The organism is Acetobacter sp. JWB, from assembly GCF_003323795.1.
GTDB lineage: Bacteria > Pseudomonadota > Alphaproteobacteria > Acetobacterales > Acetobacteraceae > Acetobacter > Acetobacter oryzifermentans.
This window is the reverse complement of record NZ_CP030871.1, coordinates 2029775-2054105: the sequence shown is the minus strand read 5'-3', so window position 1 is coordinate 2054105 and position 24331 is coordinate 2029775. Positions and strand designations below refer to the sequence as shown.

Annotated in this window: 17 protein-coding genes and 1 pseudogene; all 18 read right to left on the bottom strand. The window is 54.8% G+C overall.

The annotated features are described in order from the left end of the window. Window positions 1–92: 92 nt before the first annotated feature. The 18 genes and pseudogenes from ligA to DS739_RS09630 all read right to left on the bottom strand — a co-directional run bounded on the left by ligA (window position 93) and on the right by DS739_RS09630 (window position 24329). Entirely contained in the window at window positions 93–2180 is a 2088-nt protein-coding gene (gene ligA, locus DS739_RS09715) for an NAD-dependent DNA ligase LigA (RefSeq protein WP_050793182.1), read from the bottom strand. Continuing rightward, window positions 2173–3906, bottom strand: coding sequence for a DNA repair protein RecN (recN, locus tag DS739_RS09710; protein WP_035351977.1), 1734 nt, complete (start codon window positions 3904–3906; stop codon window positions 2173–2175). The genes ligA and recN overlap by 8 nt, the downstream gene beginning before the upstream one ends. 157 nt (window positions 3907–4063) lie before the next feature. Next, entirely contained in the window at window positions 4064–5101 is a 1038-nt protein-coding gene (locus DS739_RS09705; protein WP_006117427.1) for an outer membrane protein assembly factor BamD, read from the bottom strand. 96 nt (window positions 5102–5197) lie between these two features. After that, window positions 5198–6178, bottom strand: coding sequence for a UDP-3-O-acyl-N-acetylglucosamine deacetylase (gene lpxC, locus DS739_RS09700; RefSeq protein ID WP_006117426.1), 981 nt, complete (start codon window positions 6176–6178; stop codon window positions 5198–5200). A 153-nt stretch (window positions 6179–6331) separates the two neighbouring features. Next, window positions 6332–7846, bottom strand: coding sequence for a cell division protein FtsZ (ftsZ, locus tag DS739_RS09695; RefSeq protein ID WP_006117425.1), 1515 nt, complete (start codon window positions 7844–7846; stop codon window positions 6332–6334). Window positions 7847–7932: 86 nt separating this feature from the next. After that, a complete protein-coding gene (gene ftsA, locus DS739_RS09690; protein WP_035351931.1) occupies window positions 7933–9369 on the bottom strand; it encodes a cell division protein FtsA in 1437 nt (478 codons plus the stop codon). Next, window positions 9362–10318 carry a cell division protein FtsQ/DivIB gene (locus DS739_RS09685; protein WP_006117423.1) on the bottom strand — a complete coding sequence of 319 codons (957 nt, stop codon included), beginning with the start codon at window positions 10316–10318 and terminating at the stop codon, window positions 9362–9364. The genes ftsA and DS739_RS09685 overlap by 8 nt, the downstream gene beginning before the upstream one ends. After that, window positions 10315–11253, bottom strand: a complete 939-nt coding sequence (locus tag DS739_RS09680) for a D-alanine--D-alanine ligase (RefSeq protein WP_006117422.1) — start codon at window positions 11251–11253, stop codon at window positions 10315–10317. The genes DS739_RS09685 and DS739_RS09680 overlap by 4 nt, the downstream gene beginning before the upstream one ends. After that, window positions 11250–12194 (bottom strand): UDP-N-acetylmuramate dehydrogenase, encoded by a 945-nt coding sequence (gene murB / locus DS739_RS09675; protein ID WP_035351934.1) that lies wholly within the window; start codon window positions 12192–12194, stop codon window positions 11250–11252. The genes DS739_RS09680 and murB overlap by 4 nt, the downstream gene beginning before the upstream one ends. Beyond that, the gene (gene murC, locus DS739_RS09670; protein WP_035351936.1) at window positions 12191–13624 is read right to left on the bottom strand and encodes a UDP-N-acetylmuramate--L-alanine ligase; all 1434 of its coding nucleotides are present in this window, start codon (window positions 13622–13624) and stop codon (window positions 12191–12193) included. The genes murB and murC overlap by 4 nt, the downstream gene beginning before the upstream one ends. Continuing rightward, window positions 13621–14769 (bottom strand): undecaprenyldiphospho-muramoylpentapeptide beta-N-acetylglucosaminyltransferase, encoded by a 1149-nt coding sequence (gene murG / locus DS739_RS09665; RefSeq protein WP_035351939.1) that lies wholly within the window; start codon window positions 14767–14769, stop codon window positions 13621–13623. Before murG ends, murC begins: the two co-directional genes overlap by 4 nt. Further along, window positions 14766–15929: an FtsW/RodA/SpoVE family cell cycle protein gene (locus DS739_RS09660; RefSeq protein WP_006117418.1), complete on the bottom strand. Its 1164-nt coding sequence runs from the start codon at window positions 15927–15929 to the stop codon at window positions 14766–14768. Before DS739_RS09660 ends, murG begins: the two co-directional genes overlap by 4 nt. Window positions 15930–15936: 7 nt before the next feature. Beyond that, window positions 15937–17352, bottom strand: a complete 1416-nt coding sequence (gene murD / locus DS739_RS09655) for a UDP-N-acetylmuramoyl-L-alanine--D-glutamate ligase (RefSeq protein ID WP_035351942.1) — start codon at window positions 17350–17352, stop codon at window positions 15937–15939. Continuing rightward, a pseudogene (gene mraY, locus DS739_RS09650) lies at window positions 17349–18442 on the bottom strand (phospho-N-acetylmuramoyl-pentapeptide-transferase). Before mraY ends, murD begins: the two are co-directional and overlap by 4 nt. Beyond that, window positions 18442–19827 carry a UDP-N-acetylmuramoyl-tripeptide--D-alanyl-D-alanine ligase gene (gene murF, locus DS739_RS09645; protein ID WP_006117414.1) on the bottom strand — a complete coding sequence of 462 codons (1386 nt, stop codon included), beginning with the start codon at window positions 19825–19827 and terminating at the stop codon, window positions 18442–18444. Before murF ends, mraY begins: the two are co-directional and overlap by 1 nt. Continuing rightward, window positions 19824–21293 (bottom strand): UDP-N-acetylmuramoyl-L-alanyl-D-glutamate--2,6-diaminopimelate ligase, encoded by a 1470-nt coding sequence (locus DS739_RS09640; RefSeq protein WP_006117413.1) that lies wholly within the window; start codon window positions 21291–21293, stop codon window positions 19824–19826. The genes murF and DS739_RS09640 overlap by 4 nt, the downstream gene beginning before the upstream one ends. Then, entirely contained in the window at window positions 21290–23308 is a 2019-nt protein-coding gene (locus DS739_RS09635) for a penicillin-binding protein 2 (protein ID WP_006117412.1), read from the bottom strand. The genes DS739_RS09640 and DS739_RS09635 overlap by 4 nt, the downstream gene beginning before the upstream one ends. Before the next feature lie 31 nt (window positions 23309–23339). Continuing rightward, on the bottom strand, window positions 23340–24329 hold the full coding sequence (locus DS739_RS09630) for a hypothetical protein (protein ID WP_006117411.1): 990 nt from the start codon (window positions 24327–24329) through the stop codon (window positions 23340–23342). Between the last annotated feature and the right edge of the window lie 2 nt (window positions 24330–24331).

Genomic DNA, 24331 nt, shown 5'->3' with positions numbered 1-24331 from the left:
ATCCCTTCGTTGGAAAGTAGCATGACGCAGTTTTGCTGGGTGGGCAATCTCTCTTTTGTATCAGAATACAAAAAAACGTGTGCCGCGCTGCGCTATTCCTGCTCGGAGCAAAAAGCGTTCCATTCTGCTTCATCCATGGTCTGAAGGCCAAGTTCCACAGCCTTTTTGGCCTTTGAGCCAGCTTTTTCCCCCAGAACAACCAGATCTGTTTTTTTGGAAACAGAATCCGAAACCTTAGCGCCCATGCGTTCTGCCGTTGCTTTGGCTTCTGGCCGTGTCATGGTGTGTAGGGTGCCGGTAAACACAATGGTTTTGCCAGCCAAGGCACCTTCGGATGCTGCGGTTTCTTCCGTTATGGTCAGATTTGCGCGTAAATCCGCCAATGTTTGCAGGTTATGTTCTTCTGCCACAAAGGCCACCAGATCTTCTGCTGTGGTTGTGCCTATACCGGTAATGGAACCCAGTTCCAGCCGTGCGTCAGATCCAATAATGGCGGCAGCCTGCATCTGGTTAAACCAGTTTTCATAGGTGCCATAGTGGCGTGCCAGCAGGCGGGCATTGCTGGCGCCAATCCGACGGATGCCAAGCGCATAAATAAAACGAGAAAGAGAAATGGTGCGGCGGCTCTCTATGGCCTGCAACAGCTTTTGAACAGATTGCTCGCCCCAACCATCGCGCTTTTCTATGTCTGCGGCGTGTTCATGCAGACGGAAAATATCACCAGGTGTTAAAATCAGGCCGATATCGTGGAATTCACGAATACTGCGGTCTCCCAAGCCTTCAATGTCAAACGCTTGGCGGGAAACAAAGTGGATCAGCCGCTCCACAACCTGCGCGGGGCAGGTAAGCCCACCTGTGCAACGGCGCACAGCTTCGCCTTCTGGCCGCACCGCCGCCGCACCGCAAGCAGGGCAATGATCGGGGAAGTGATAAGGTGCCTGCCGGGGCGTGCTATCTGTAGAAGGGGCAACGCCCAACACTTGAGGGATAACATCTCCCGCCCGCTGGATAAAAACCATATCACCGGGGCGGACATCCTTGCGGGCAATTTCATCTTCATTATGCAAGGTTGCGCGCATAACCAGCACACCACCAACATTTACCGGCTCCAGATGTGCAACAGGGGTGAGCGCACCTGTGCGGCCAACCTGAATTTCTATTTCTTTCAGGCGGGTAACCGCCTGTTCCGCCGGAAACTTCCACGCAATGGCCCAGCGCGGGGCGCGGCCTGCAAAACCTAAGCGTTCTTGCAGGGCCAGATCATCAATTTTGTAAACAACACCATCAATATCGTAGGCAAGTTCAGCCCGATTCTGGCTGACTTCCGCAAAAAAGACTTCGGCATCTTCTACGCCTTTAATCTGGCGAGAAAGCGGATTAACCGGAAAACCCCATGCTTTGAGTTGCTCCAGATAAGCCCAATGGCTGCGGCTGATTTTTTCTGAGCAGAAACCAAGTGCATAAGCGAATAAGGACAGCGGGCGTTGTGCCGTAATTTTGGAATCTAGCTGCCGTAATGAACCCGCGGCTGCATTACGCGGGTTGGCAAACAGCCGTTTGTTTGCAGCTTCTTGCGCTGCGTTGAGTTCCAGAAAGTGCTTTTTGGAAAGAAAAACCTCACCACGAATTTCGATGAGATCGGGGTAGGAGCCAGAAAGGCGTAACGGCAAATCCTTAAGTGTGCGCAAATTGGCGGTAACGTCTTCGCCTTCAGTGCCATCGCCGCGGGTGGTGCCACGTACAAAACGGCCTTTTTCGTAGGTTAGGCTGATAGAAAGGCCATCAATTTTGGGCTCCCCTACAAAAATCAGTTGTTCTGTCGCTTCCTGATCCAGCCCTAAAAAGCGTGTGGCGCGGCTGATAAAGCCTTCAAAATCTTCCCGGTCAAACACGTTGTCCAGCGAGAGCATGGGCACAAGGTGGATGTGCTTGCCAAAAGCTGTATCGGGTGCGGCCCCTACGGCTTGGGCTGCGCTATTTTCTGGTTCGGCCTGTGGGTGCTGAGCCACAATGGCATCATACCGCCTACGCAGGGCATCATATTCTGCATCGCTGATTTCTGGCGCATCGTTCCGATAGTAAGCCGCGTTATGGTGGGCAATTTCGGCGGCAAGGTGCTCCAGTTCTTCCCGTGCTTGTTGGAGTGTCATTGTAGCGGGAAGAAAGGCGGGTTCAGGCATTATTGTCATGTCCAAGTAGGCTGGCGGCAGCGGCGCGGGCGGCATCGGTTACTGTATCACCGGCCAACATACGCGCAATTTCCTCGTTACGCTCGGTATCTGTAAGTGGGGTGGCGTGTGTTACGGTTTGGCCGTTGCGGGTAAGTTTGCCAATACGCAAATGTGCATCTGCGCTGGCCGCCACTTGAGGGCTATGGGTAACAGCCAGAACCTGCACATTTTGCGCAAGCCGATGCAGGCGTTCACCAATGGCGGCGGCCGTAGCTCCCCCAACGCCCGCGTCAATTTCATCAAAAATCAGTGTGCCAATACCTGATTGACCAGCCAGAACCAGTTTAAGCGCCAACATAAGGCGGGAAAGCTCACCACCAGACGCAACTTTCGCTAAAGGCCCTGCTGGTTGGCCGGGGTTGGCCGCTATCAGAAAGATCACCTGTTCCATACCCTGCCTGCTCCACTGTTCAGCAGGAAGCGGCTTGATATCCACCAGAAAGCGGGCTTTTTCCAGTTTGATAGGCTTTAATTCTGCGGTAACGGCCTGCTCCATCTTGCTGGCAGCTTTGGTGCGGGCTTCGTGCAGCGCTTTGGCTTTTTGAATATATGTTAGCCGTGCTTCTTCAGTTGCAATTTTAAGAGATTCCAGCGCCGCCGTGCCGTTTTCCAGTGCTGTCAGGCGGCTAGAAAGCCGAGTAAGCAACTCTGCCAGATCATCTACGGGAATGGAATGTTTGCGTGCCACGGTGCGAAGGGCGAACAGGCGCTCTTCTGTATCTTCCAACAGGCGCGGGTTGGCTTCTGTGTCCGCAGCTAAGCGGGAGAGCAGGTTTTCGGCTTCTGCCAAAGCGTTTTCGGCATTTTCCAGCGCTGTGAGGGCTTCTGTTGTGCGGGCTTCCAACGGTTCGGCTTCTGCCAATGTTGGGGAGGGAGCGGACGCATTTGTTGGCACAAGGCGTAGCAGGGCGCGGGTTGCGCCACGTAAGGCGGCGGCCGGGCCGGGGGAGCGTCTGTCTCTGGGGGTGAGTTCGGAAAGGGCTGCGGCTACAGCTTCTCCACGTCGTTCAGCTTGTTGAAGCGCATGGCGTTGTTGGGCTAATTCCTCTTCCTCACCCGGTTGCGGGGCGAGGGCTGTGAGTTCATCAACCGTATGGCGCAGCCATTCCTCTTCCCGCGCGGCTTCTTCTAAAGCGCGATGTGCATTGGCAAGTTCTGAGCGTAGGGTTTGCCAACGATCAAACGCACCAGCAGTACCACTTAATAGGGAAGGTTTGACACCATAAGCATCAAGCAAACCGCGATGTGTGCTGGAATCGGCCAGCCCCATTTGCTCGTGCTGGCCTTGAATTTCAATGAGGGTTGCGGCCACGCGCCGCAAAAGCGTGATACCAACAGGCTGATCGTTGATCCACGCGCGGGAGCGGCCTTCCTTGGAGATGACACGGCGTAGAACCAAGGGCTCCTGTAATTCTGCGGGAATGTCCTGCTCTTGCAGAATGCCGAATGCCTCGTGTGAAGCAGAAACATCAAAACTGGCAGTTACGCGCGCTTCTGGTGCACCGGCACGTACTAGGCCAGCGCTTGCACGATCACCCATGGCAAGGCCCAAACTGTCTAGCAGAATGGATTTGCCCGCTCCGGTTTCCCCTGTAAGTGCAGTAAAACCTGCGTGGAGTGAGAGATCGAGCGTTTCAATCAGAACAACATCCCTGATGGAAAGGCTTGTTAGCATAATGGCATCCGGTTTTCCGGGCTTGCGCCCAAAGGACAGGAAAGACGGCAAAACACAAAAGCCAATAGCTTCCTGCTTGCCCCGCCCGCGAGGGGCGGCAAATGCACAATACTCATTTCAGGCACGAGCCGCCAGAAAAATGTTCTCTATGTGTTCTTTATTTTGCAGGTGAGCTTGCAGGGGCAGCCGGAGCAGTAGGTTCTGCTTTTACAGGTGTAACAGGTGCTGCCTTAATAGGCATGGCCTGCGGCTGTGTGTTTTCATTACGCGTATCTGTTGCCAGAGCATCTGGTTCCATAGCTGTGCCTTTTTTGGCGCCAGCTGTTCCGGGTTCGGCATCTTTGGGCATATCAGATGCAGAAACAATCTTGCCGGGAATAGGGAACTTATCCGTTAGCAAATGATAGCGGTGCAGATTATCATAGGCATAGCGATACCATTTGCTGCCGGGGTAATTGTAACCCAGCACAATGGCAGATTTACGCGCCTGATCCGTTAATCCCAGATCCAGATACACTTCCACCATGCGTTCCAATGCTTCGGGCACATGGTTGGTGGTCTGGAAATCCTGCACCACACGTTGGTAGCGGTTGATCGCGCCTTCGTAGTTCTTTTCACGCTGATAATAGCGGCCAACCAGCATCTCCTTACCAGCCAGATGGTCTCGGCAGAGGTCAATTTTTAGCTGCGCATCACGTGCGTATTTGGACTGCGGAAAGCGTGTGATCACTTCTTCCAGCGCATCCATAGATTCTGCCGTGCCTTGTTGATCGCGCTGGACATCTGCAATCTGCTCGTAAAAGCACAGGGCGCGCAGATAATAGGCATAGGCGGAATCTGAACTGGTGGGGTGTAGGCTAATAAAGCGGTTAAGCTGCTGCACGGCTTCGGGGTATTTCCCTTTCAGGTAATACGCGTAGCCTTCCATAAGCTGGGCATTCGCGATGTAACCAGAATAGGGGTAATTCTGCTGAAGCGTTTCAAACTCTGAAGCTGCAAGGGCATAGCGCCGAGTGCGCAGGGCATCAATGCCGTTATTGTAAAGGGTTTCAGGCGCAGCAATTTTGGGAGCCGGCGGCAGCTTCTTGTTTTCATTAAACAAGCCACAGCCTGCCAGGCTCGTCAGCAGGGCAACTGAAAGCACGTGGGGCAGGACGTGGCGAAGTAACTGTGGTTTGATACAAATGTCAGACATACCGGCTCTTCATTTAGAGACGGCATCTTATAGCATGCCCACTGCGCAAGAAAAGCAATGAAACAGCTATTGATTCGTTATTGCGCCAAAAAGGCATCAGGCGGCGGACGCAGCAGGTAGGGATGTCGTGATATCACGCCACGCATTCTGGTCTGCAAAAAGGGCGCGTAAAACTTGGTTGTTCAACGCATGGCCAGATCTGTGGCCCCGGAATTCACCCAACAATACGCCACCGGCAAGGTAGAGATCCCCCACCGCATCCATGACTTTATGCCGAATGAATTCGTCCGGCTTACGCAGGCCAGATGGGTTGAGAATATGGTCATCATCCACCACGATGGCATTGTCGAGCGAGCCACCGCGTGCCAGTCCGGCGCGATGCAGGGCTTCAATTTCCGCTTTAAGGGTAAAAGTGCGGCTATCTGCCAGTTCATGGCGGAAAGACCACGGTGTAAGCTCGGCGCTATAGCTTTGCTGGCCAATGGCTTTTGCCGGAAAATCAATGCTCAGGGAAAGATGAAGGTGGTGGCCTGCTATGGGGTGAAGCTCTGCCCATGAATCATTATGGCAAATCCGAATGGGCTTGGAAACTTCAATAAAACGGCGAGGGGCATCCTGCGCCTTCCGCCCGGCGCAATCCAGCAGGAATACAAAATCGGCGGCAGACCCATCAAAAACCGGAGTTTCCGGGCCGTCAATCAAAACAAGCACGTTATCTATGCCGCAGCCATTCAAGGCCGCCATAAGATGCTCAACCGTAGCCACCCGGTTTTCTGGGCGTTGAGCTTCACCCAAAACGGTGCTTAGGCGTGTTTCCAACACGTTATCGTACCGGGCCGCAATGGGGGCCGCATTGGGCAGATCTGTACGCTGGAACACAATGCCATGTCCGGCACTGGTAGGATGCAAGCTCATGCGAATGGATTGCCCCGTATGCAGCCCCGTGCCAGTGCACGAAATGGCATGACGAAGCGTATGCTGCAAAGCAGACGGGGTTTTCCTTACAGATGGCATAAAAGATACTGGGCTTTCTACAATATCGGAATACAGGAGAGGCTCCCTTAGCAGACCGTCCATTATCTGGGCATCCTATGCTTGCGTAGATAGAAAGTTATGACAACGCTAAAGCTTGTTTCTGGGAGAAGCCAGTCAACGATTATTGCCATCTATTACATAAAAAATGCGCCGCCTTATGAAAGGCGACGCATTTATAGAGTAAAGTATAAAAAATTAACGGCGCAGGAAGGTAGGAATTTCCAGACCGGAATCTCCTTCACCAGAACGCAGGCCAGATCCCTGATCAGCTTGGCTGATGGTGGGGCGCGGCTGAGCGTTGGGTTCCTGCCGGGAAGCATCGGCTCCGTTGCGGCGGAACGCACCAGTTACGCGGCCAAAAAGGCTGCGATGTGCTGGGGCTTCCTGCTGCTGAGGGGCTGCGGCGGGTTGGCGCGGCGTTTCAGTAAACAGACCAGCGCGGGGAGATACCGCCGGGCGTAGCTGTTGAGGCTGGTGGTTGGTGGCTGCTGTTGGCGCAGCCTGTACCGGCACTGTATGTGCTGGCGGAGCAGAAACATTATTGGCGCCAGCGGGCTGAAAAACCTGCGCATGCTGCGGTGCCGCTGTGGCCTGTGTAGAAGGCGCAGCCTGCGTTGTTGTGGGTGGAACAGGCGCAGTAGTCGGCGCTGGCGCGGCGCCACCAACAGCAGCCTGCGGCTGTTCTGCCGGAGCTTCACCCTCAACCGCCACCAAATGCGGACGATCGGTCGAATCGGAAGGCATATCAATGCCAGTGGCAACCACGGATACCCGGATACGGCCGCTCATTTTTTCATCAATAACAGTCCCGAAGATCATGTTCGCGTCTTCAGGCACTTCACGGCAGACACGGTTAAATGCTTCTTCTGCTTCAAAGAAGGTCATGTCTTCGCCACCGGTTACGTTCACCAGCAGGCCCTTAGCGGTGGACATGCAGGTATCTTCCAGCAGCGGGTTGGAAATAGCGGCTTCTGCTGCTTCTACAGCGCGGTTTTCACCTTCACCTTCACCTGTGCCCATCATGGCTTTGCCCATTTCAGCCATAACGCTGCGGATATCGGCAAAATCCAGATTAACGTAACCACGATCCATCATCAGATCGGTTACGCCGCGCACGCCCATGTTGAGCACCTGATCAGCCAGTTGATAGGCTTCACGTAGGGTCGTACGTTCGTTGGCAATACGGAAAAGGTTCTGGTTGGGAATAACAATCAGCGTATCAACATACTGCTGAAGTTCCTTGATACCTTCATCCGCAACACGTCCACGGCGTTTGCCTTCATAAGCAAAAGGCTTACTGACAACGCCGATGGTCAGAATATTCCGCTCACGCGCCATGCGGGCAATAACGGGGGCTGCGCCTGTGCCCGTGCCACCACCCATGCCGGTGGTGATAAAAACCATGTGAGCGCCATCCAGATACCGTGCAATTTCATCTGCGGCTTCTTCTGCCGCAGCCCGGCCTACTTCTGGCTTTGCGCCGGCACCCAAACCGTGGGTCAGATGTGGGCCAAGCTGGATTCGGCTATCTGCCAGACTTTTTTCCAGACTTTGGGCATCGGTGTTGGCAACAACAAAATCAACCCCCTGCAGGTTGGACGCAATCATGTTGTCAACTGCGTTCGTTCCCCCACCGCCAACACCAATAACTGTGATTTTTGGGGAAAAATCAGCATGTGTTTGGGGTGGAACGGTCAGGTTGAGTGTCATGTGTGTCTCCCGAACGGCTGCAGCTTACCGGTATATGCTTAGAGAAATAAGATTACATTCAGATTACCAAGAATTTGTAAGCTAAATCAAACCCTCTCTCGAATAAAAGCGACGAGTTTTTGTAAAAAGCCGGAAGGGGCTGCTTCCCGAAACTCCACGTCTCCAAAAGGACGTTCTGCGCTGGCAGCCCAGAACAGCAATCCAGCGGCTGTTGCAAAGCCCGCAGCAGCAGCAGTATTTTCGGGCAGACCAATAATATGCTTAGGCCGCCCAAGGCGAACGGAGCGCGTAAACCCTGCCCCAGAAGGACGTCCAGAACTGACTGGCATGCCAAGTATGCGTTCTGCCATAGGGCGAATGCCATCTAACAAGGATGCGCCGCCAGTTAACACAATGCGCCCACTGGCCGCAGTGCCAAGGCCTGCTCCATCCAGTTTTTCACGCACCAGTTCCAATGTTTCTTCTACGCGCGGGCGGATAATATGGCCGAGCTGTGCGCGTGAAACCTGCTCAAAATGCGGGACATCATTGCCCAAAAGTTCAACGGTAAGCACTTCATCTTCAACATCTGATGCCAGATCTGCGCTGCCGTAAAAGGTTTTCAGGCGTTCGGCATTTTCCAAGGAGGTGCTAAGCCCGCGTGCAATATCACGCGTAACATGCAGGCCGCCCACACCAATCTGAGCCGTATGCAGAATTTGTCCTTCACCAAACACTGCCAGAGATGTGGTGCCACCCCCCATATCCACTAAGGTAGTGCCAAGGTCTCGCTCATCTGCATCCAGCACGGAAAGGCCAGAAGCGAGAGGAGACGAAACCAAGGCTTCCATTTTCAGTTCCGCACGGCTCAGCACAGTTTCCAGATTCATCAGTGCTGTGGTGGCCGCATCTATAATATGCAGGCGAGCTTTGAGCGTTTCGCACAAATGGCCCCGTGGGTCTGAAACGCCTTCCGTATCATCCACGGTAAAATCTATGGGGAGGGTATGAATAACTTCACGCCCCTGAACGGTGGCCTGAATACGGCCTTCCGTTACCACACGCCGAATATCTGCTTCTGTGACAACCCGGCCGCCAATAGGCCAGCGCACGTTAAACAGACGGCTGGCCGGATGCCCGCAGGAAAGATTAACCACCACCTTGTCAATCGGGCGCTCTGCCATGGTTTCGGCCTGCCCAACGGTGGCCCGAATGGCAGCTTCTGCTTCCTGCAACTCTGTAATGGCGCCATTACGCACACCAGCAGAACGCCGCCAGCCATAACCAACCACGCGTAAATTGCCGTTGGGCTCACCTTTGCCAATCAGACAGGTGATTTTGGTGGAACCAATGTCCAGAACAGCGGTGTAACCATTGCGCCATGTATGTGGCCGTTTGTTTTTCTCGCTAGGTGGCAAGGGGAGAGAGCTTTCCCCGCCACTCATCAGCAGGGAAGATCCAGTTGCCGCTGTCGTGCGCTTTTTATGCAGCCGATCAGAAAGACTAAATCCAGAGGAAGCGGGTGAACGCGTGGGGTCACTCATCTGGGTTTTCCTCCGGGTTATCTTTTTTTGCTTCTTTAGCCGCAGGGTGCACAGGATGCGAGACCGGTTTGGTAGCATCTGCCTTGTGCGGTGCAGAAGTATCTTGCGTGTTATTTCCTGCATCCGATGGTGGTGGAGATGCAGGTGGTTTTTCCTTAATGGTCAACCGGTCTGGCAAGCGCATATCTATCAGCAGCACGGGCCGATCCAACAGCCGTGTTGTAGCGCTGATTTTTGCCAGCCTGTGAATGGCCGGTGCTTCCTCGCCTTCTGGCAAAAGCACGGTTGCGCCATCACGCAGTGTAAGATTCCAACGCCTGTCACTGACACGTACAGCAGCCGTAACACGGGCTTTAACGTCTGGTTCTTGTGCTATAATATCAATTAGGCTGGCAGCGGACGTGTTTGCGCCATCCCCCACAACCAACGGCAATTTGGTAAAGGCTTCTGCATCCTTACCTGTCATGCCTTGGTCTGGCACACGGTTGCCTTGCTTATCTATCAGTTCAAAATGCCCTTGATGCTGCCAGACAGCATAGGGCAGGCGTTCGGTAATATGCACGTCAATTTCGCCAGAGAGATGGCGTTCTATGGTAACGTGATCAACAAAAGGCAGGGTATCCAGTTTTTCCCGTGCAGCGGAAACACTAAAATCTAGCACGGGGTCTCCAACTTCCACACCCAATGCATCCCGAATACTTTGCTCACTGGTGAGCTGCGCACCGTCAATATGAATGCTGGTAACGCGCAGGGCAGAGGTACCCAGCAGCTTATCGCGCAAAGGGGCGAGCTGTTCCTGCACAGCAGGAATTTTCAGGCTGATATATCCAGCACCACCCAGAACGGCCAGAAACAGCAGCCCGGTAATAGGCCGCAGCAAGCGTTTTTGCCGCCTAAGAAAAAGCCCGATGCGAGAGGGCCTGTCAGCAGGAGATGGGGGCACCCTCATTGTCGGCAGGTAGCCTGTTCAACCAGCCACGCGCAAAGTTCCGGGTAGCTGATGCCACAATAGGCGGCCTGTTCGGGTAACAGGGAAGTTGCTGTCATACCCGGTTGCGTGTTGACCTCCAGCAGAATGAGGTGTGGCTGCTCCGGATTGGTATCATCCAACCGGAAATCAGAGCGCGATGCGCCAGAGCAGCCCAAAGCCTGATGAGCCTTTACAGCAACTTCCAGCGCAAGTTTGGCACTAGAAGCATCAATTTGTGCAGGCAGAACGTGGGCAGAACCACCGACCTGATATTTGGAATCGTAGTCGTAAAAATCATGCCCCGTGCCGGTGGGGGTAATATCCGTAATGGTGAGAGCACGATCCCCCATAACACCTACGGTAATTTCACGGCCCGGAATAAAGGCTTCTACAAGGGCTTGTGGGCCAAAAGTCCAGTTTTTAACAATATCTGCCCGCGTGTTGGAACCCGTACGCACAATGGAAACCCCAACGGACGAGCCTTCATTGAGTGGTTTCACAACATATGGTGTGGGTAGGGGATCTGCATCGGCAAGGGTGGCAATATCTACCACCATCCCTTCGGCTACAGGCAATCCGGCAGTTTGGAAAATAGCACGGGCAGCAGCTTTATCCATGGCAGTGGCCGAGGCCCGAATACCCGAATGGGTATAGGGAATGCCCATCCAGTCCAGAATGCCTTGAATACAGCCATCCTCACCAAAACGACCATGTAGGGCGTTAAACACCACATCCGGCTTTTGTGTGTTCAGTGTTTCAACCAGTGCTGCCAGATCTGCTTGGGCATCCAACGTACAAACATCATACCCTTTGCTGCGCAACGCTTCAGCCACACCTTGCCCGGAGGAAAGGCTGACTACGCGCTCGGAAGACATTCCGCCCATCAGTACGGTAACGCGTTTTGGTGCACTCATTTGGGGGAGGCCTCCGTTTTACCTAGCCGCTTGATTTCCCAGTGCAGGGAAACGCCAGAATTCTGGGCAACACGTGTGCGCACGTCTTCCCCCAATTCTTCCAGATCGGTTGCTGTGGCATTGCCTAGATTGATGAGGAAATTGCAGTGTTTTTCACTTACCTGCGCATCTCCGTGGCGCAGCCCACGGCACCCTGCGGCGTCAATCAGTTCCCAAGCTTTACGAGCAGATGTTTCTGCATCTGGATTGCGGAAGGTGGAGCCCCCGGTGCGTGCTCGCACAGGCTGAGAAAGCTCACGCGCGGCGCGTACTTCTGCAATACGGTTGGCAACATCTTGCGCATTTGCTGGTGTGCCCCGCAAACGGGCACGAATAACAAATGCACCTTCCGGCAGGCCAGAGCGACGATAGCCAAACCGCAGGGCAGCGTTATCCAGCCGGATCAGGCTGCCGTCCCTCGTAATAATTTCGGCCCAATCCAGAACATTGGCGATGTCTGACCCATAAGCGCCTGCGTTCATCCGCACAGCTCCTCCAATGGAACCGGGAATGCCAGCCAGAAATTCCAACCCGGCAAGCCCGGCCTGTGCGGCATGTTCGGCCACGGTGGCATCCAGACAGGCGCAGCCAGCTATAATGCCGTCAGCTTCTACCGTAATGTCAGCAAACCCACGCGCCATACGCACCACCACGCCTTCCAACCCACCATCACGGATGATGACGTTAGAGCAAGCTCCCAAAGCCGTTATGGGCAGTTCGGGGGAAAGGCGTTGCAAAACACCAGCCAGATCCTCGGCATCAGCAGGCTGAAACAGCCATTCTGCCGCCCCACCAACCCGAAACCACGTGCGTGGGCCCAAAGGTGCCTGTGGTGTTAGCCTTCCGCGCATATTGGCAAAGGCATGCTTGACCATATCTTGCATGGAGGCCGGATTGTTCATGCCGCGTTGCCACCCTTGTCTTCTGCCTGCAGGGCAGCAAGCTGGGCAGGTAGAGCCTGCGCCCAGTTGGTAATAGTGCCTGCGCCAAGGCACACAACATAATCCCCCGGTTTGGCGATGGCGTTGATCATTTCTGCCAAATGGTCTGGGCTGGACAATGGTACCACCGAACGGTGCCCACGTTCACGCAGGCCTTCAATCAGCTTGTCGCGGCTGGCATCGGGCAATGGGTCTTCACCCGCAGCGTACACATCTGACACAATCACGGTATCTGCATCATTCATGCAGGCGCAGAAATCTGAGAACAGGATTTTCAGGCGCGAATAGCGATGCGGCTGCATAACGGCAATAACATGGTTGGCACCAGCTTGCCGGGCAGCTTTCAGTACAGCGGCAATTTCAACAGGATGATGGCCGTAATCATCAATCACCGTAATGCCACCGGCTTCTCCCGTGCGGGTAAAGCGGCGTTTTACACCACGGAAACTGGCAAGGCCTGAACGGATGACGTCATCACTGATGTCCATTTCCGTTGCTACGGCAATGGCGGCCAGAGCGTTCTGCACATTGTGAGAACCCAGCATAGGCAGACGGAAGGGGCCAGCCTTGCGGGTGTGGCGGCTTACGCGATCTGTTAGCGTGACTTCGAACGTGGCGCCCAGTTTGTCAGTAATCAGTTTTTCTGCGCGCACATCGGCTTGTGGAGAGAACCCATAGGTGACAATCCGGTGGTCAGACAGGCGCGGGATCATTTGCTGCACGGCTGGGTGATCAATGCACAGCACGGCAAATCCGTAAAATGGCACGTTGGAAACAAACTGGTCGTAAGCTGCTTCCATTGCTTCGGGGGAGCCCCAATGGTCCAGATGTTCCGGGTCCATATTGGTAACAACCGAAATAACGGAAGGCAGGCGCAGGAAGGAGCCATCGCTCTCATCTGCCTCAACCACCATCCAGTCACCTTTCCCCATACGGGTATTGGTGCCGTAGGCTTCAATAATACCACCGTTAATAACTGTCGGGTCCAGCTTGGCGGCTTCCAGCACGGCAGCTACAAGGCTGGTGGTGGTGGTTTTGCCATGTGTGCCACCCACAGCAACAGACCAGCGCAGGCGCATGAGTTCAGCCAGCATTTCTGCCCGGCGTACAACCGGAATTAGCTTGGCGCGTGCGGCAACAACTTCCGGGTTATCGCGCTTAACAGCAGTGGAAATAACCACCACCTGTGCATCACCCAGGTTTTCGGCTTTATGACCAATGGTTACAGGAATACCCGCAGCCCGCAGGCGTTTAACGTTAGCGTTTTCTGCAATATCCGAGCCCTGCACAGAATATCCCAACAGGCACAGCACCTCCGCAATGCCGGACATGCCAATGCCGCCAATACCGACAAAATGGATGGTTCCGATGGAAAGGGGGAGGGCTCTCATGCGCGTGTCTCCGTCTCGCTGGAGGTCGTCGGATGGGCGGGTGCAGGGGAAGGAGTGAAGCATTCTTCTACTATATCGGCCAAGCGGAGGGCAGCATCCGGGCGGGCAAGCGTGGCAGCGGCTTGGGCTGCCTGTGCCAGTTCATCCGGCGCGGTGAAAAGATCATTCAGGCGGCTGGCAAGGGCCGCAGAGGTGAAGTCTGGCTGGCGTATCATCCAGCCTGCTCCGGCATTGGTAATGGCGCGGGCATTTTCCGTTTGCTCATCGCTGGCGGCAATGGGCAAAGGCACCAGAATGGACGGGCGGCCCGATGTTGTAATTTCTGCCACAGAAGAGCCGCCAGCACGCCCGATAACCAGATGGGCGGAGGCTAGAAGTTCGGGCACATCCTGCAAGAAGGATTCAACACGTGCCTGCACACCCATTCCTGCATATGCAGTGCGCACGGCATCCAGATCATCTTGCCGCGCCTGCTGTGTAATATGGATACGTTGGCGCAGGCCTTCCGGCAATTTGGCTATAGCGGCAGGCACAACCTGAGAGAAAATACGCGCCCCCAGAGAACCACCCCATACCAGTAGGTTAATATGGTCTGTTGGTGGCACCCATTCTTCACCCGCAAGGGCGGCAATGGCGGGGCGTACGGGCATACCCGTAAACACGGTACGCGCGCCAATAGGTAGCTTGGCAACGGAAGGGAAAGACGTAGCAATAACATCCGCAAAGCGGGAAAGAACCGCATTGGCCTTACCCAACACAGCATTGCCCTCATGAATAATCAGGGCGGGGTGTTTACGCCCGATCAGCCGTGCGCCCAGCAAAGGCGGCACGGAAGGATAGCCCCCAAAACCTACCACTACATCAGGCTCGATTTGTTGGAGAATGGCACGCGCTTTCCATGCACTTGCCAACAGGGTGACGCCTGCACGAATGGCACGGATTGGCCCACGCCCAGCCACACCAGCACCATTGAGAACATATTGCGGGCCACGGGCAAATACACCACTTTCCCGCTTACCAGCGCGCCCATCTGTCATAAGCACAAGGTGGTGGCCGCGTTCTGCCAATGTATCTGCCAGCGCTTCGGCCGGAAAGAAGTGTCCGCCAGTGCCGCCTGCGGCAATGACGATAGTACGTGAACTCATGCTGACCGCCATTGTCTGAGTGTGGTTACAAAACTATTGCCAGCCAGGGAACGCCCCTGTTGTTGCCGTGTAAGAGCAAGCACCATGCCGATAGCCAACGCAACAGACATGGCAGAAGACCCACCATAGGAAATAAATGGCAGTGTCATGCCCTTGGTGGGAATAAGATGCAAGGAAGAAGCCATGTTCACAAACGCTTGCAGGCCAAAGCCTGTTACCAAGCCAGATGTGGCAATCACAACAAATGGATCGTCCTCACGGATCAGCCGCAGCAGGGTGCGCACCACAATCACGCCAAATACGCAGATAATGAGCATGCACACAACCAGCCCGTATTCTTCCCCCGCCACAGCAAACACAAAGTCTGCATGCGCATCTGGCAGCAGATCTTTTACGCGGCCTTCACCGGGGCCACGGCCCAGTAGGCCACCATTGCCAAAGGCGCGCAGGGCGGTATCAATCTGGTAGTGGTCCCCCACGCCGGGGTGCATAAAGCGCTCAACGCGGGAACGCACATGCGGGAAGATGAAAAACGCAGCAATACCAGCGGCAATCATGCAGCCAAAGCCAAATGCAACCAGAATGAGGTTAAGGCCATCTACAAAAAGCTGCACCAGGAACACGGCCGTAATAACCGTAAGCATGCCAATGTCTGGCTGAGATTTCAGCAGCAGCATAATCAACCCATATAGGGCAAAGGCAATAAGCATACCGGGAAAGTAGCGTGAAACACGGCGCTGCGTCAGCAGCCAGCCTGTAACAACGGCAAAGCAGGGCTTTAAAAACTCGGATGGCTGGAGAGACATCATGGGCAGGGCAATCCAGCGCCGCGCCCCTTTAATTTCTATGCCATGCACAAGGGTAAGTGCTGTTGCCCCTAGCATCAGCATACCGCCTATTATGGAAAGGCGCAGCACAGCCTTGCGGGAGAGCATGGAAATGCCCACCACGATAACCCCCGCAATGCCTAAAAACATCACCTGCTTGAAAATGAACATATTGCGCGATGCGCCAATACGCACGGCCACAGCAGGGCTGGCGGCCAGCATAAGGATGTAGCCAAAACCAATAAGGATGAAGGTGCAGATCAGAGTTGTCCGGTCTACATTCCGCCACCAGCGGCCAAACGGGGAATCATCGGTGCGGGAAGAACCGGCCATCAGTCTCTCACTGCTCTGTCATGCCCGCATGCCGGGCGCAAACCTCATCTGCCAGTTCCTGAAAGCGCAGGCCACGTGCCTCAAACCCAGAAAACTGATCAAAGCTGGCGCAGGCGGGTGAAAGCAGCACAACAGGCGTATGCGTAAGGTGCGCTTCCGTATAAGCCGCAGGCACGGCGTTTTCCAGTGTTTCTGCCATAGTAAAAGGCACGTTGTGTTCTTTTAGTGTTTGGGCCAGTTGCGGAGCATCCCGCCCGATCAGGAATGTATGTGCAATATGCGGGAAATAGGGCGTGAGAGAGGCAATGCCGCCTTCTTTTGCCGTGCCGCCTGCAATCCACACCAGTTTTTCATAACACCCCAAGGCGCGTGAGGCTGCATCTGCGTTGGTGGCTTTGCTGTCATCCACAAAATCCACCCCATTGCAGGAAGCTACAAGCTTTTGCCGGTGTGGAAGGCCGGGAAAGGAGGCTACAGCCTGCGCAATGGTGGCATCTGGCACATCCAGAAAGCGCGCTATTGCAATAGCAGCAGCGGCATTTTCTGCATTATGGGCACCGGGAAGGCTTAGCCCGGTTTGTGCTATGCATGTGCTGTGGTGCCATATGGCGCCATCCTTGCCGTAGTAAGAACAGGTCGGATTGGTGCCAGAAATGGTTTCACACTTGGCAGGTTCATGTTCCAGCTCTGCTGCAATGGTGCGGCACCATGTATCATCCATGCCAACAACAGCCATATCCTTGCCTGTCTGGCCGGTGAACACCCGCTTTTTGGCTTGAGCGTAGCCATCCATGCCTGCGTGACGGTCTAGATGATCTGGCGTCAGGTTCAGTAAACATGCTGCATCAAAGCGCAGGGTATCCAGCCGTTCCAGCATGTAGGACGACATTTCCAGCACATATACGCCGTTATCCGGTAGCAAAGGCAGGGCAAGGGCGGCTGGCCCCAGGTTGCCACCAGCGGCTACGGGCAGTTTGGCTTCTGCCAGAATATGGGCCAGCAAAGTGGTGGTGGTGGATTTGCCGTTGGTGCCTGTAATGCCAACAAAACGGGCTTTGCTGCCAGATTTGCGCACAGCCCGATAAAGCAGTTCCGCATCGGAAAGAATGGGAATGCCCGCTTCCTTGGCCATAAGGGCAATAGGGTGTGGCTTGGGTAAGACGTGTGGAATGCCGGGGGAAAGAATAAGTGCTTCAAACCCATTTAGGCTTTCAAACGGCTTGCACTGAATACGCGTGGCAACGTTTGGCGCAAGAGTGGAAAGTGCTTTTGCCAGCCCCTTGCGTCCGCCTTCACCATCATCCCATACCTGTACGGTGGCACCTGTGCCTGCCAGCATAAGCACTGCTGGCAAGCCATTTTTGCCAAGCCCGAAAACAGCAAAGCGTTGCCCGGAAAACAGGGAGGGTGAAAAGCCGTTCATCTTAGTTTCAGCGTGGCCAGACCACACAGCCCCAGAACAATGGAGACAATCCAGAACCGGATGACAATTTTGGGTTCTGCCCACCCTTTTTTCTCAAAATGGTGGTGGAAAGGGGCCATAAGAAACACACGCCGCCCTGTGCGTTTGTACCAAAACACCTGAATGACCACAGAAAGTGTTTCCGCCACAAACAGGCCACCCACAATGCACAGCACCAGTTCATGCTTGATAGCTACGGCTAGGGAACCCAGTGCACCACCAAGGGAAAGAGAGCCTGTATCCCCCATAAAGACCGAGGCCGGAGGGGCGTTAAACCACAAAAACCCAAGGCCAGCCCCCACAAGAGCGGCGCAGAATACGGCCAGTTCCCCCGTACCGGGTACGGCGTGGATTTGCAGGTAATCAGCAAAAACGTGGTTGCCGACCAGATAGGAAAGAATGGCAAACACTAAGGAAGCCACAATAACGGGGCCAATAGCCAGCCCATCCAGCCCATCGGTAAAGTTAACCGCATTGCCAAAGCCGGTAATCACGATCATGGCGAACGCAGGGTAGAGAATACCCATCGGCAGCAGAAGGTCTTTTACAAACGGAAAAGCTAGGTGGTTTGCCAGTTCTGGCGGCATAAGATATTGCAGCCATAACCCGCAGATAAGCGAGATACCAAATTCTCCACCAAGCCGGGCGCGTTTGGAAAGACCATCCGTGTTGCGGCGCGCAAGTTTGCGGTAATCATCTGCAAACCCAATGGCGCCAAAACCCAGCGTGGTGAGCATAACGGCCCACACAAACCCATTTTCCAGATCTCCCCAAATCAGCATGGAGATCACCAGAGAAATCAAAATAAGGCCCCCCCCATTGTGGGCGTGCCGGTTTTTTCCAGAATGTGGCGTTCAGGGCCAACGGCGCGAATGGGCTGACCTTCGCGTTGGATACGGCGCAGCATTCTAATAAGCGGGCGGCCAAGAAGCAGGCTGATGCCAAGGGCTGTCATACACGCACACCCCGAGCGGAACGTGATGTAGCGCAGCAGGTTCAGGATTGTGATGTGTCCATCATGCGCAGCGTGAGAAATTAGCATATACAGCATTAGGCACACTCCACTGCGGGAAGTGCGTTGAGTGCTGCAATAATATCACGCATGCGGCTCCCTAAACTGCCTTTCACCAACACGGCGTCTCCTTTGCGCAAAGCCGCGCAGACATGAGGAGCAAGTAAAGCAGCGCTTTCTGCCCATGCGCCCTGCTTAGAGGGCGGAAGGGCATCAAAAAGGGTTTTCATGTAGGATCCGCAGCAAAAAACGAGGTCAGCAGCACTGGCTGTAGGGGCAGCAAGCGCTTGATGTTCGGAAATGGAAAATTCACCCAGTTCACGCATATCGCCCAGAACGGCAATACGACGCGTGGCAGGAATATGGCGCACAACATCCAAAGCAGCCCGGATGGAAGCCGCTGAGGCATTGTAACTTTCATCCAGCAGCGTAATGGCCCCACCGGCAATTTTGGTGAGGGCACCACGACCTTTGCCCGGGCGGAAAGCTGCCAATGCGGCCGCGGCTTTTGCAACATCTGCACCTAGGGCGGCACAAGCTGCGAGTGCCACAACGGCGTTGCGGGCCAGATGAGTGCCGGGGGCGGGAAGGTGGACGTTGAAAGTTTTGCCCAAAATGGAAACATCAAAGTGCGAGCCATCAGCACCAGTTTGCAAATGGCTTAGATGTGCAGTGCTTTGAGGGTTTACACCACAGGGCCACAAAACAGCCTGCGCTTTTACTGCTGCTGCTGTAAAAAACGGCGTGCCGTGCGCATCATCTGGCATAATGGCAATACCGCCTGCGGGTAGTGCGGTAATAATGGAGGCTTTTTCTGCCGCAATAGCATCCAGACTGCCCATATGGCCCAGATGCGCTGAGCCAATGGTGGTGATAACGGCCACATCTGGCTGCACCATTTTGGCAAGCGGAAGAATTTCTCCCGGATGGTTCATGCCAATTTCACTGATACAGAAAGCAGCCTCTCGCGGTAGGCGCGCAAGGGTAAGCGGCACGCCCCAATGGTTGTTGTAGGAGGCCTCGGCCGCATGTGTCAGGCCAGAAGGTGCCAAGCAAAGGCGCAACATTTCCTTGGTGGTGGTTTTACCCACGCTGCCTGTTACGGCTACAACTTTACCTTTAAAGCGCGCCCGTGCGGCCAGTGCCAGTTTTTGAAGGCCCAGCATGGTATCAGATACCAGCAGAATACGCGGGTCCGTTAACCCTTCGGCTGAATGAGCCAGAACGGCCGCGGCACCTTTTTCTAGCGCTGTAGCAATGTGCGCATGGCCATCGCTGTTGTCGCCTTTGAGGGCAATAAACAGGTCTCCGGGGGCAAGGGAACGTGTATCAATTGAGATGCCGGTAACGGAAACAGGAGCATTTCCTAAAAACGTTCCACCTGTTGCGGTTTCCAGTTCTTCGCGCGTCCACAAAAGGCTCATGGATGGCCCGCCAGTGTGCGCAACACGGCGGCATCATCAAACGGTAAAATGGTATTGCCTATAATTTGTCCCTGTTCGTGACCTTTGCCGGCCACAACCAGTACGTCGTCTGCTTTAAGCATGGAAAGAGCTTCTGCTATTGCCTGTTTTCTATCTGCAATTTCCAGCGCTTGCGGAGCGCCGGTTTTTATATCTGCACGAATGGAGGCCGGGTTTTCTGTGCGCGGGTTGTCATCTGTAATAATGGCAATATCCGCACCTTTTACGGCTTCCTGCCCCATAAGAGGGCGCTTGCCACTATCGCGGTCTCCGCCTGCGCCCAAAACAACAATCAGTTTGCCGCGTGCGTGGGGGCGTAAAGATGCCAAAAGCCGTGCCAGTGCATCTGGCGTATGGGCGTAATCCACATAGGCGCAGGCTCCGTTGGGCAGCACTGTTGCGCGTTCCAGACGTCCCCGCACCCCTTTAAGATGGGGCAGAAGGGGGAGAATACGCGTAATTTCGGCATTATCCTGTGCGGCCAAGGCTACAGCCAGCAATACGTTGTCTGCCTGAAAGCGTCCCGGAATAGGCAGCAGAACCGTGCTCGTGCGGCCATCGTGTTCAATGGTCAATTCCTGCCCGGCGGGGAGAGCGTTATATGCCACAAGGCGGAGTGTTGTGCCGTGCTCTCCAACCAGCCTTAGCCGTAGGTTCCGCCGTGCGGCAATGGCACAAATAGCTTGGAGCGTTTGTGCATCCATATCGGCATTGGCAGCCGCAATGGCATGTTCTGGCAAAAGGGTATCAAACAGCTTCAATTTGGCTGTGCGATAGGCCTCTATGGTCAGATGATAATCAAGGTGATCGCGTGTTAGATTGGTAAAACCCGCTGCGGCAAGATGTAAACCATCTAGCCGCCCTTGTTCCAACCCGTGGGATGAGGCTTCCAGCGCCACATGCTGAAAGCCAGCTTGAGTAAGCGCTGCCAGCCCATTGGCAAGGGCAACCGGATCTGGCGTGGTAAGTGCTGGAAATGAAATGGAAGTTTCTTCCGCCCCGGTAAGGCCAAGCGTGCCAATGGCAGCGGCCTTAAAGCCCTGCAACGCCCAGATCTGGCGCATAAAATCCGCAGTGCTGGTTTTGCCATTTGTGCCAGTAATAGCTACCAGATGCTGTGGCTGCGGCCCCGCCAGAACAGCCGCCATAAGCGCCAGTGCGTGGCGTGGGTTAGATGCCAGAACCAGCGGGCAGGCGGGTACATCAGTCGGCCATTGTGTATCTGCGGGTGCCAAAACTGCTGCTGCACCATTTTGCACGGCAGTTGCGATAAAGGCCCGGCCATCGGCTTTTACACCCGGCAACGCGGCAAAAAGCGTGCCCGGTTTTACCTGCCGACTGTCCGCTGTAATGGAAGAAATTTCAGGATTTCCGGGCAGAGCCGGAAGCCCTACAGCAGCAAGAAGGGTGGAAAGAGGAAGGCTCATTCGTCCATAACCTCCGCAGCCGCTTTTTTGCGTTCAGCCATAGCACGTTTAAGGGCTTCTTTTTCTGCCTTGTGTTCGGCTTCCGCTTTACGCGGGTCTCCCGGATCATTCCCAGGGCCAAGTGGCCTTACGCCACGCGGCACTGCAGGGTGCAGGGGCAGAGCCATTTGCGCATCAATTTGCTCAGCATGCTCTGTATCTGGAAAAATCTGGAGCATGGGGCCAATGCGTGAAACAATTTTGGAAACAGTAGGTGCCGCGTTCCAGCCTGCTGTGGTCCAGCCGTGGGTTTGGGGTGTGGGTTTGGGGCTATCCAGCATAACATACACAGCATAATGCGGTGAGTTCATGGGGAAAATGCCTGTAAAAGCCGAGATATTGACGTGCTTCAGGTAGCCACCATGTGGGCCAATTTTTTCTGCCGTGCCGGTTTTGCCCCCCACAAAGTAACCCGGAGATTCCGCAGTGCGCCCTGTGCCGTGGGTAACATCCAGCCGTAAAAGACGACGCAGAAGGCTGGATACTTTTTCGGAAAGAATACGCGGGCCTGCGGGCGTAACTGGGGCATCTGCCGCGCTGCTTTGAGTATCATCTTCCACGCTTTGCTCAAGCGCTGCATTTTGAATGCCGCTGGCAAATTGCGGGCTTATGCCGGGCGCGCTGGCTGTGGCATTGGCTGGGTCTTCCTTATCCAGCAAAGTAGGCGTTACCAGAATACCGCCATTAACCGTAGCTGCTGTGCCACGCACAATAGCCAATGGGGGTTCTGCCACACCATGCCCGAACCCAACTGTCATAACCGTGGCAATACCCCATTGATGTGGCACCAATGGGCGTGCAGCTTCTGGCAGTTCCACCGGAACGGGGGAGAAAAACCCCATGGAACGCAGCCATTCGGACTGTTTTTTGCCCCCAACATCCAACGCAATATGTGCGGCTGCCGGGTTGGAGGAATAAGCCATCACCTCGGGCAATGTCAGCCACGGAGAGAAATGGTCACTCTTCATATCGCGGATAGTAAAGCGCCCGATATGCAACGGTACGGATGAAAACCGATCCCAAATATGGATAGTGCCTGTTTCCAGCCCCATAGCCGTTGTTTGCAGCTTAAAGGTAGAACCCGGTTCGTACAAACCAGTAACCGCACGGTTAAAGCGCTCATCATTAGTGGCATGGGCAAAATTATTGGCATCAAAGTCAGGCAGGCTGACCATGGCGATAATTTCACCGGTGCGCACATCCATCACAATGCCACATGCCCCAATGGCTTGGAATGTCTGCATGGCATTTGCCACTTCTTCACGCACAGCAGACTGAACACGAATATCCAGTGAGAGATGGAGCGGGCGATGATCAGAAAGCAGGCGCTTATCAAAGTATTTTTCAATCCCAGCCACGCCGTGATCGTCAATATCAACAGTGCCCATAATCTGGGCGGCCATGCGGCCTAGCGGGTAATGCCGCCTTTCACCCGGTTCGAAATAGATGCCCGGAATGCCAAGGTTATTGATGGCCAGTTCCTGTTGGGGCGAAATATTACGTGCGATGTAAACAAACTGCTTGGGGCGGGAAAGGCGATCAGCGGTTTCCTGCTCATCTATATCCTTCAGGATAGACTTTAGCTTGTGCGCAACATCCTTGGGGTCGATCAGCTCTTGCGGGTTTGCATAAACCTGCGCAACAGGCAGAGAAAGCGCCAAGGTTTGGCCGTTGCGATCCACAATGGAAGCACGGTGCACTTGTGGCAGAGAGAAATCACCAGCAAGGCTGCCCTTGGGGTCAATTTTAGGAATTTCAGGAACCTGTGGCGCAATCTGCCGCTTTTCTGGCGCCATGGGGTGAACGACGGTTGCAATAGTAAGCTTAATGGCGACAACGGCAAAAATCAGGCAAAAACCGCCAGCAACACCCAAAAGCCTTACATGCATTTGGTCCCGATGTGCGCGGGCGCGCAAATCGTCCCCCGTAACACCTACTGTACGCGTTGGGTCGGGGTCATTGGGGGAGACAGACATGTCAGGTCAGAAAGGCCTTTAACCACAAAAATCAGTTGGCAACCGGAACCGGAGCCGGTAGCGCATCACCACCGCGGCTGAGCAAAGAACCGCTGCTATAGCCGGAAGTCGCGCGCGCTTCCATATAGCTGGAAGGCGCCGAAGATGCGCGATGCGGGCGTGTAGCATGCCAGCTAGCCGCGGCAACTGGCAGAGGATGGCGGATTGGCGCCGTATCATCATCCGAAGCTTGTGCAACGTGCCGAATAGCAGGGGATGCCGCATGGGTAAGGCTGTGGCGAACCGGGGCTACAGGTGCATCGTCATCCACGTTGGTGGAGGCAACAGCCTGCGGGCGCGGTGTTTCTACAGCCATATGGTGCACAGGGTGCGAAGGTACGGCGGGCTCGGTTGTCTGTGCAACACGCACTGGTGCAGCTACGGGTTCAGGCGCAGTATGAGGGTGATCATGATGTAAGGCAGGTGCATGCAGAACAGGTGCGGCATCAGCTACAGATGTTGCGCGTGGGCGAGGGGCGGGTTCCGCTGCAACATGCGGTACGTCAGCAACAATAGTTGGTGCGGCCACGGGGCGCGCCTGATGGGGAACTGCCGGTGGTGTTACGTGCGCAGGGCGTGCATCAGCCACAACAGCCGGTGCGTGCACTGTGGGCGCAATAACTGGCGGGGGGGCAACATTGGTTGATTTGTCTGCAACCAATGCTGGTGCAGGCGGCTGGGCATCTTTTACAACCGCAGGCAGGTGGCTTTCCAAATCAGCCATACGCACAAACTGCGTAGGGTTCATGGTCTGCAACCCAGCCTCATGCCGCGCCACAAGCTGGGCCAAGCGTTCAGGCTGGTTTTCCAAAGCCCATTCCGTGCGTAGGATGGATGTTTGTGTGCGAACGTGCTCCGTTTCCTTCACGATCTGCGAAATCTGCTGATCGAGAAGGGTGGTCTGGTGCTTCTTTGTGTAAAGGAAAAAGCCAGATGCAATCGCCAGAACCGCACAGCAGCATGTAAATGGACGGGGGATCATGG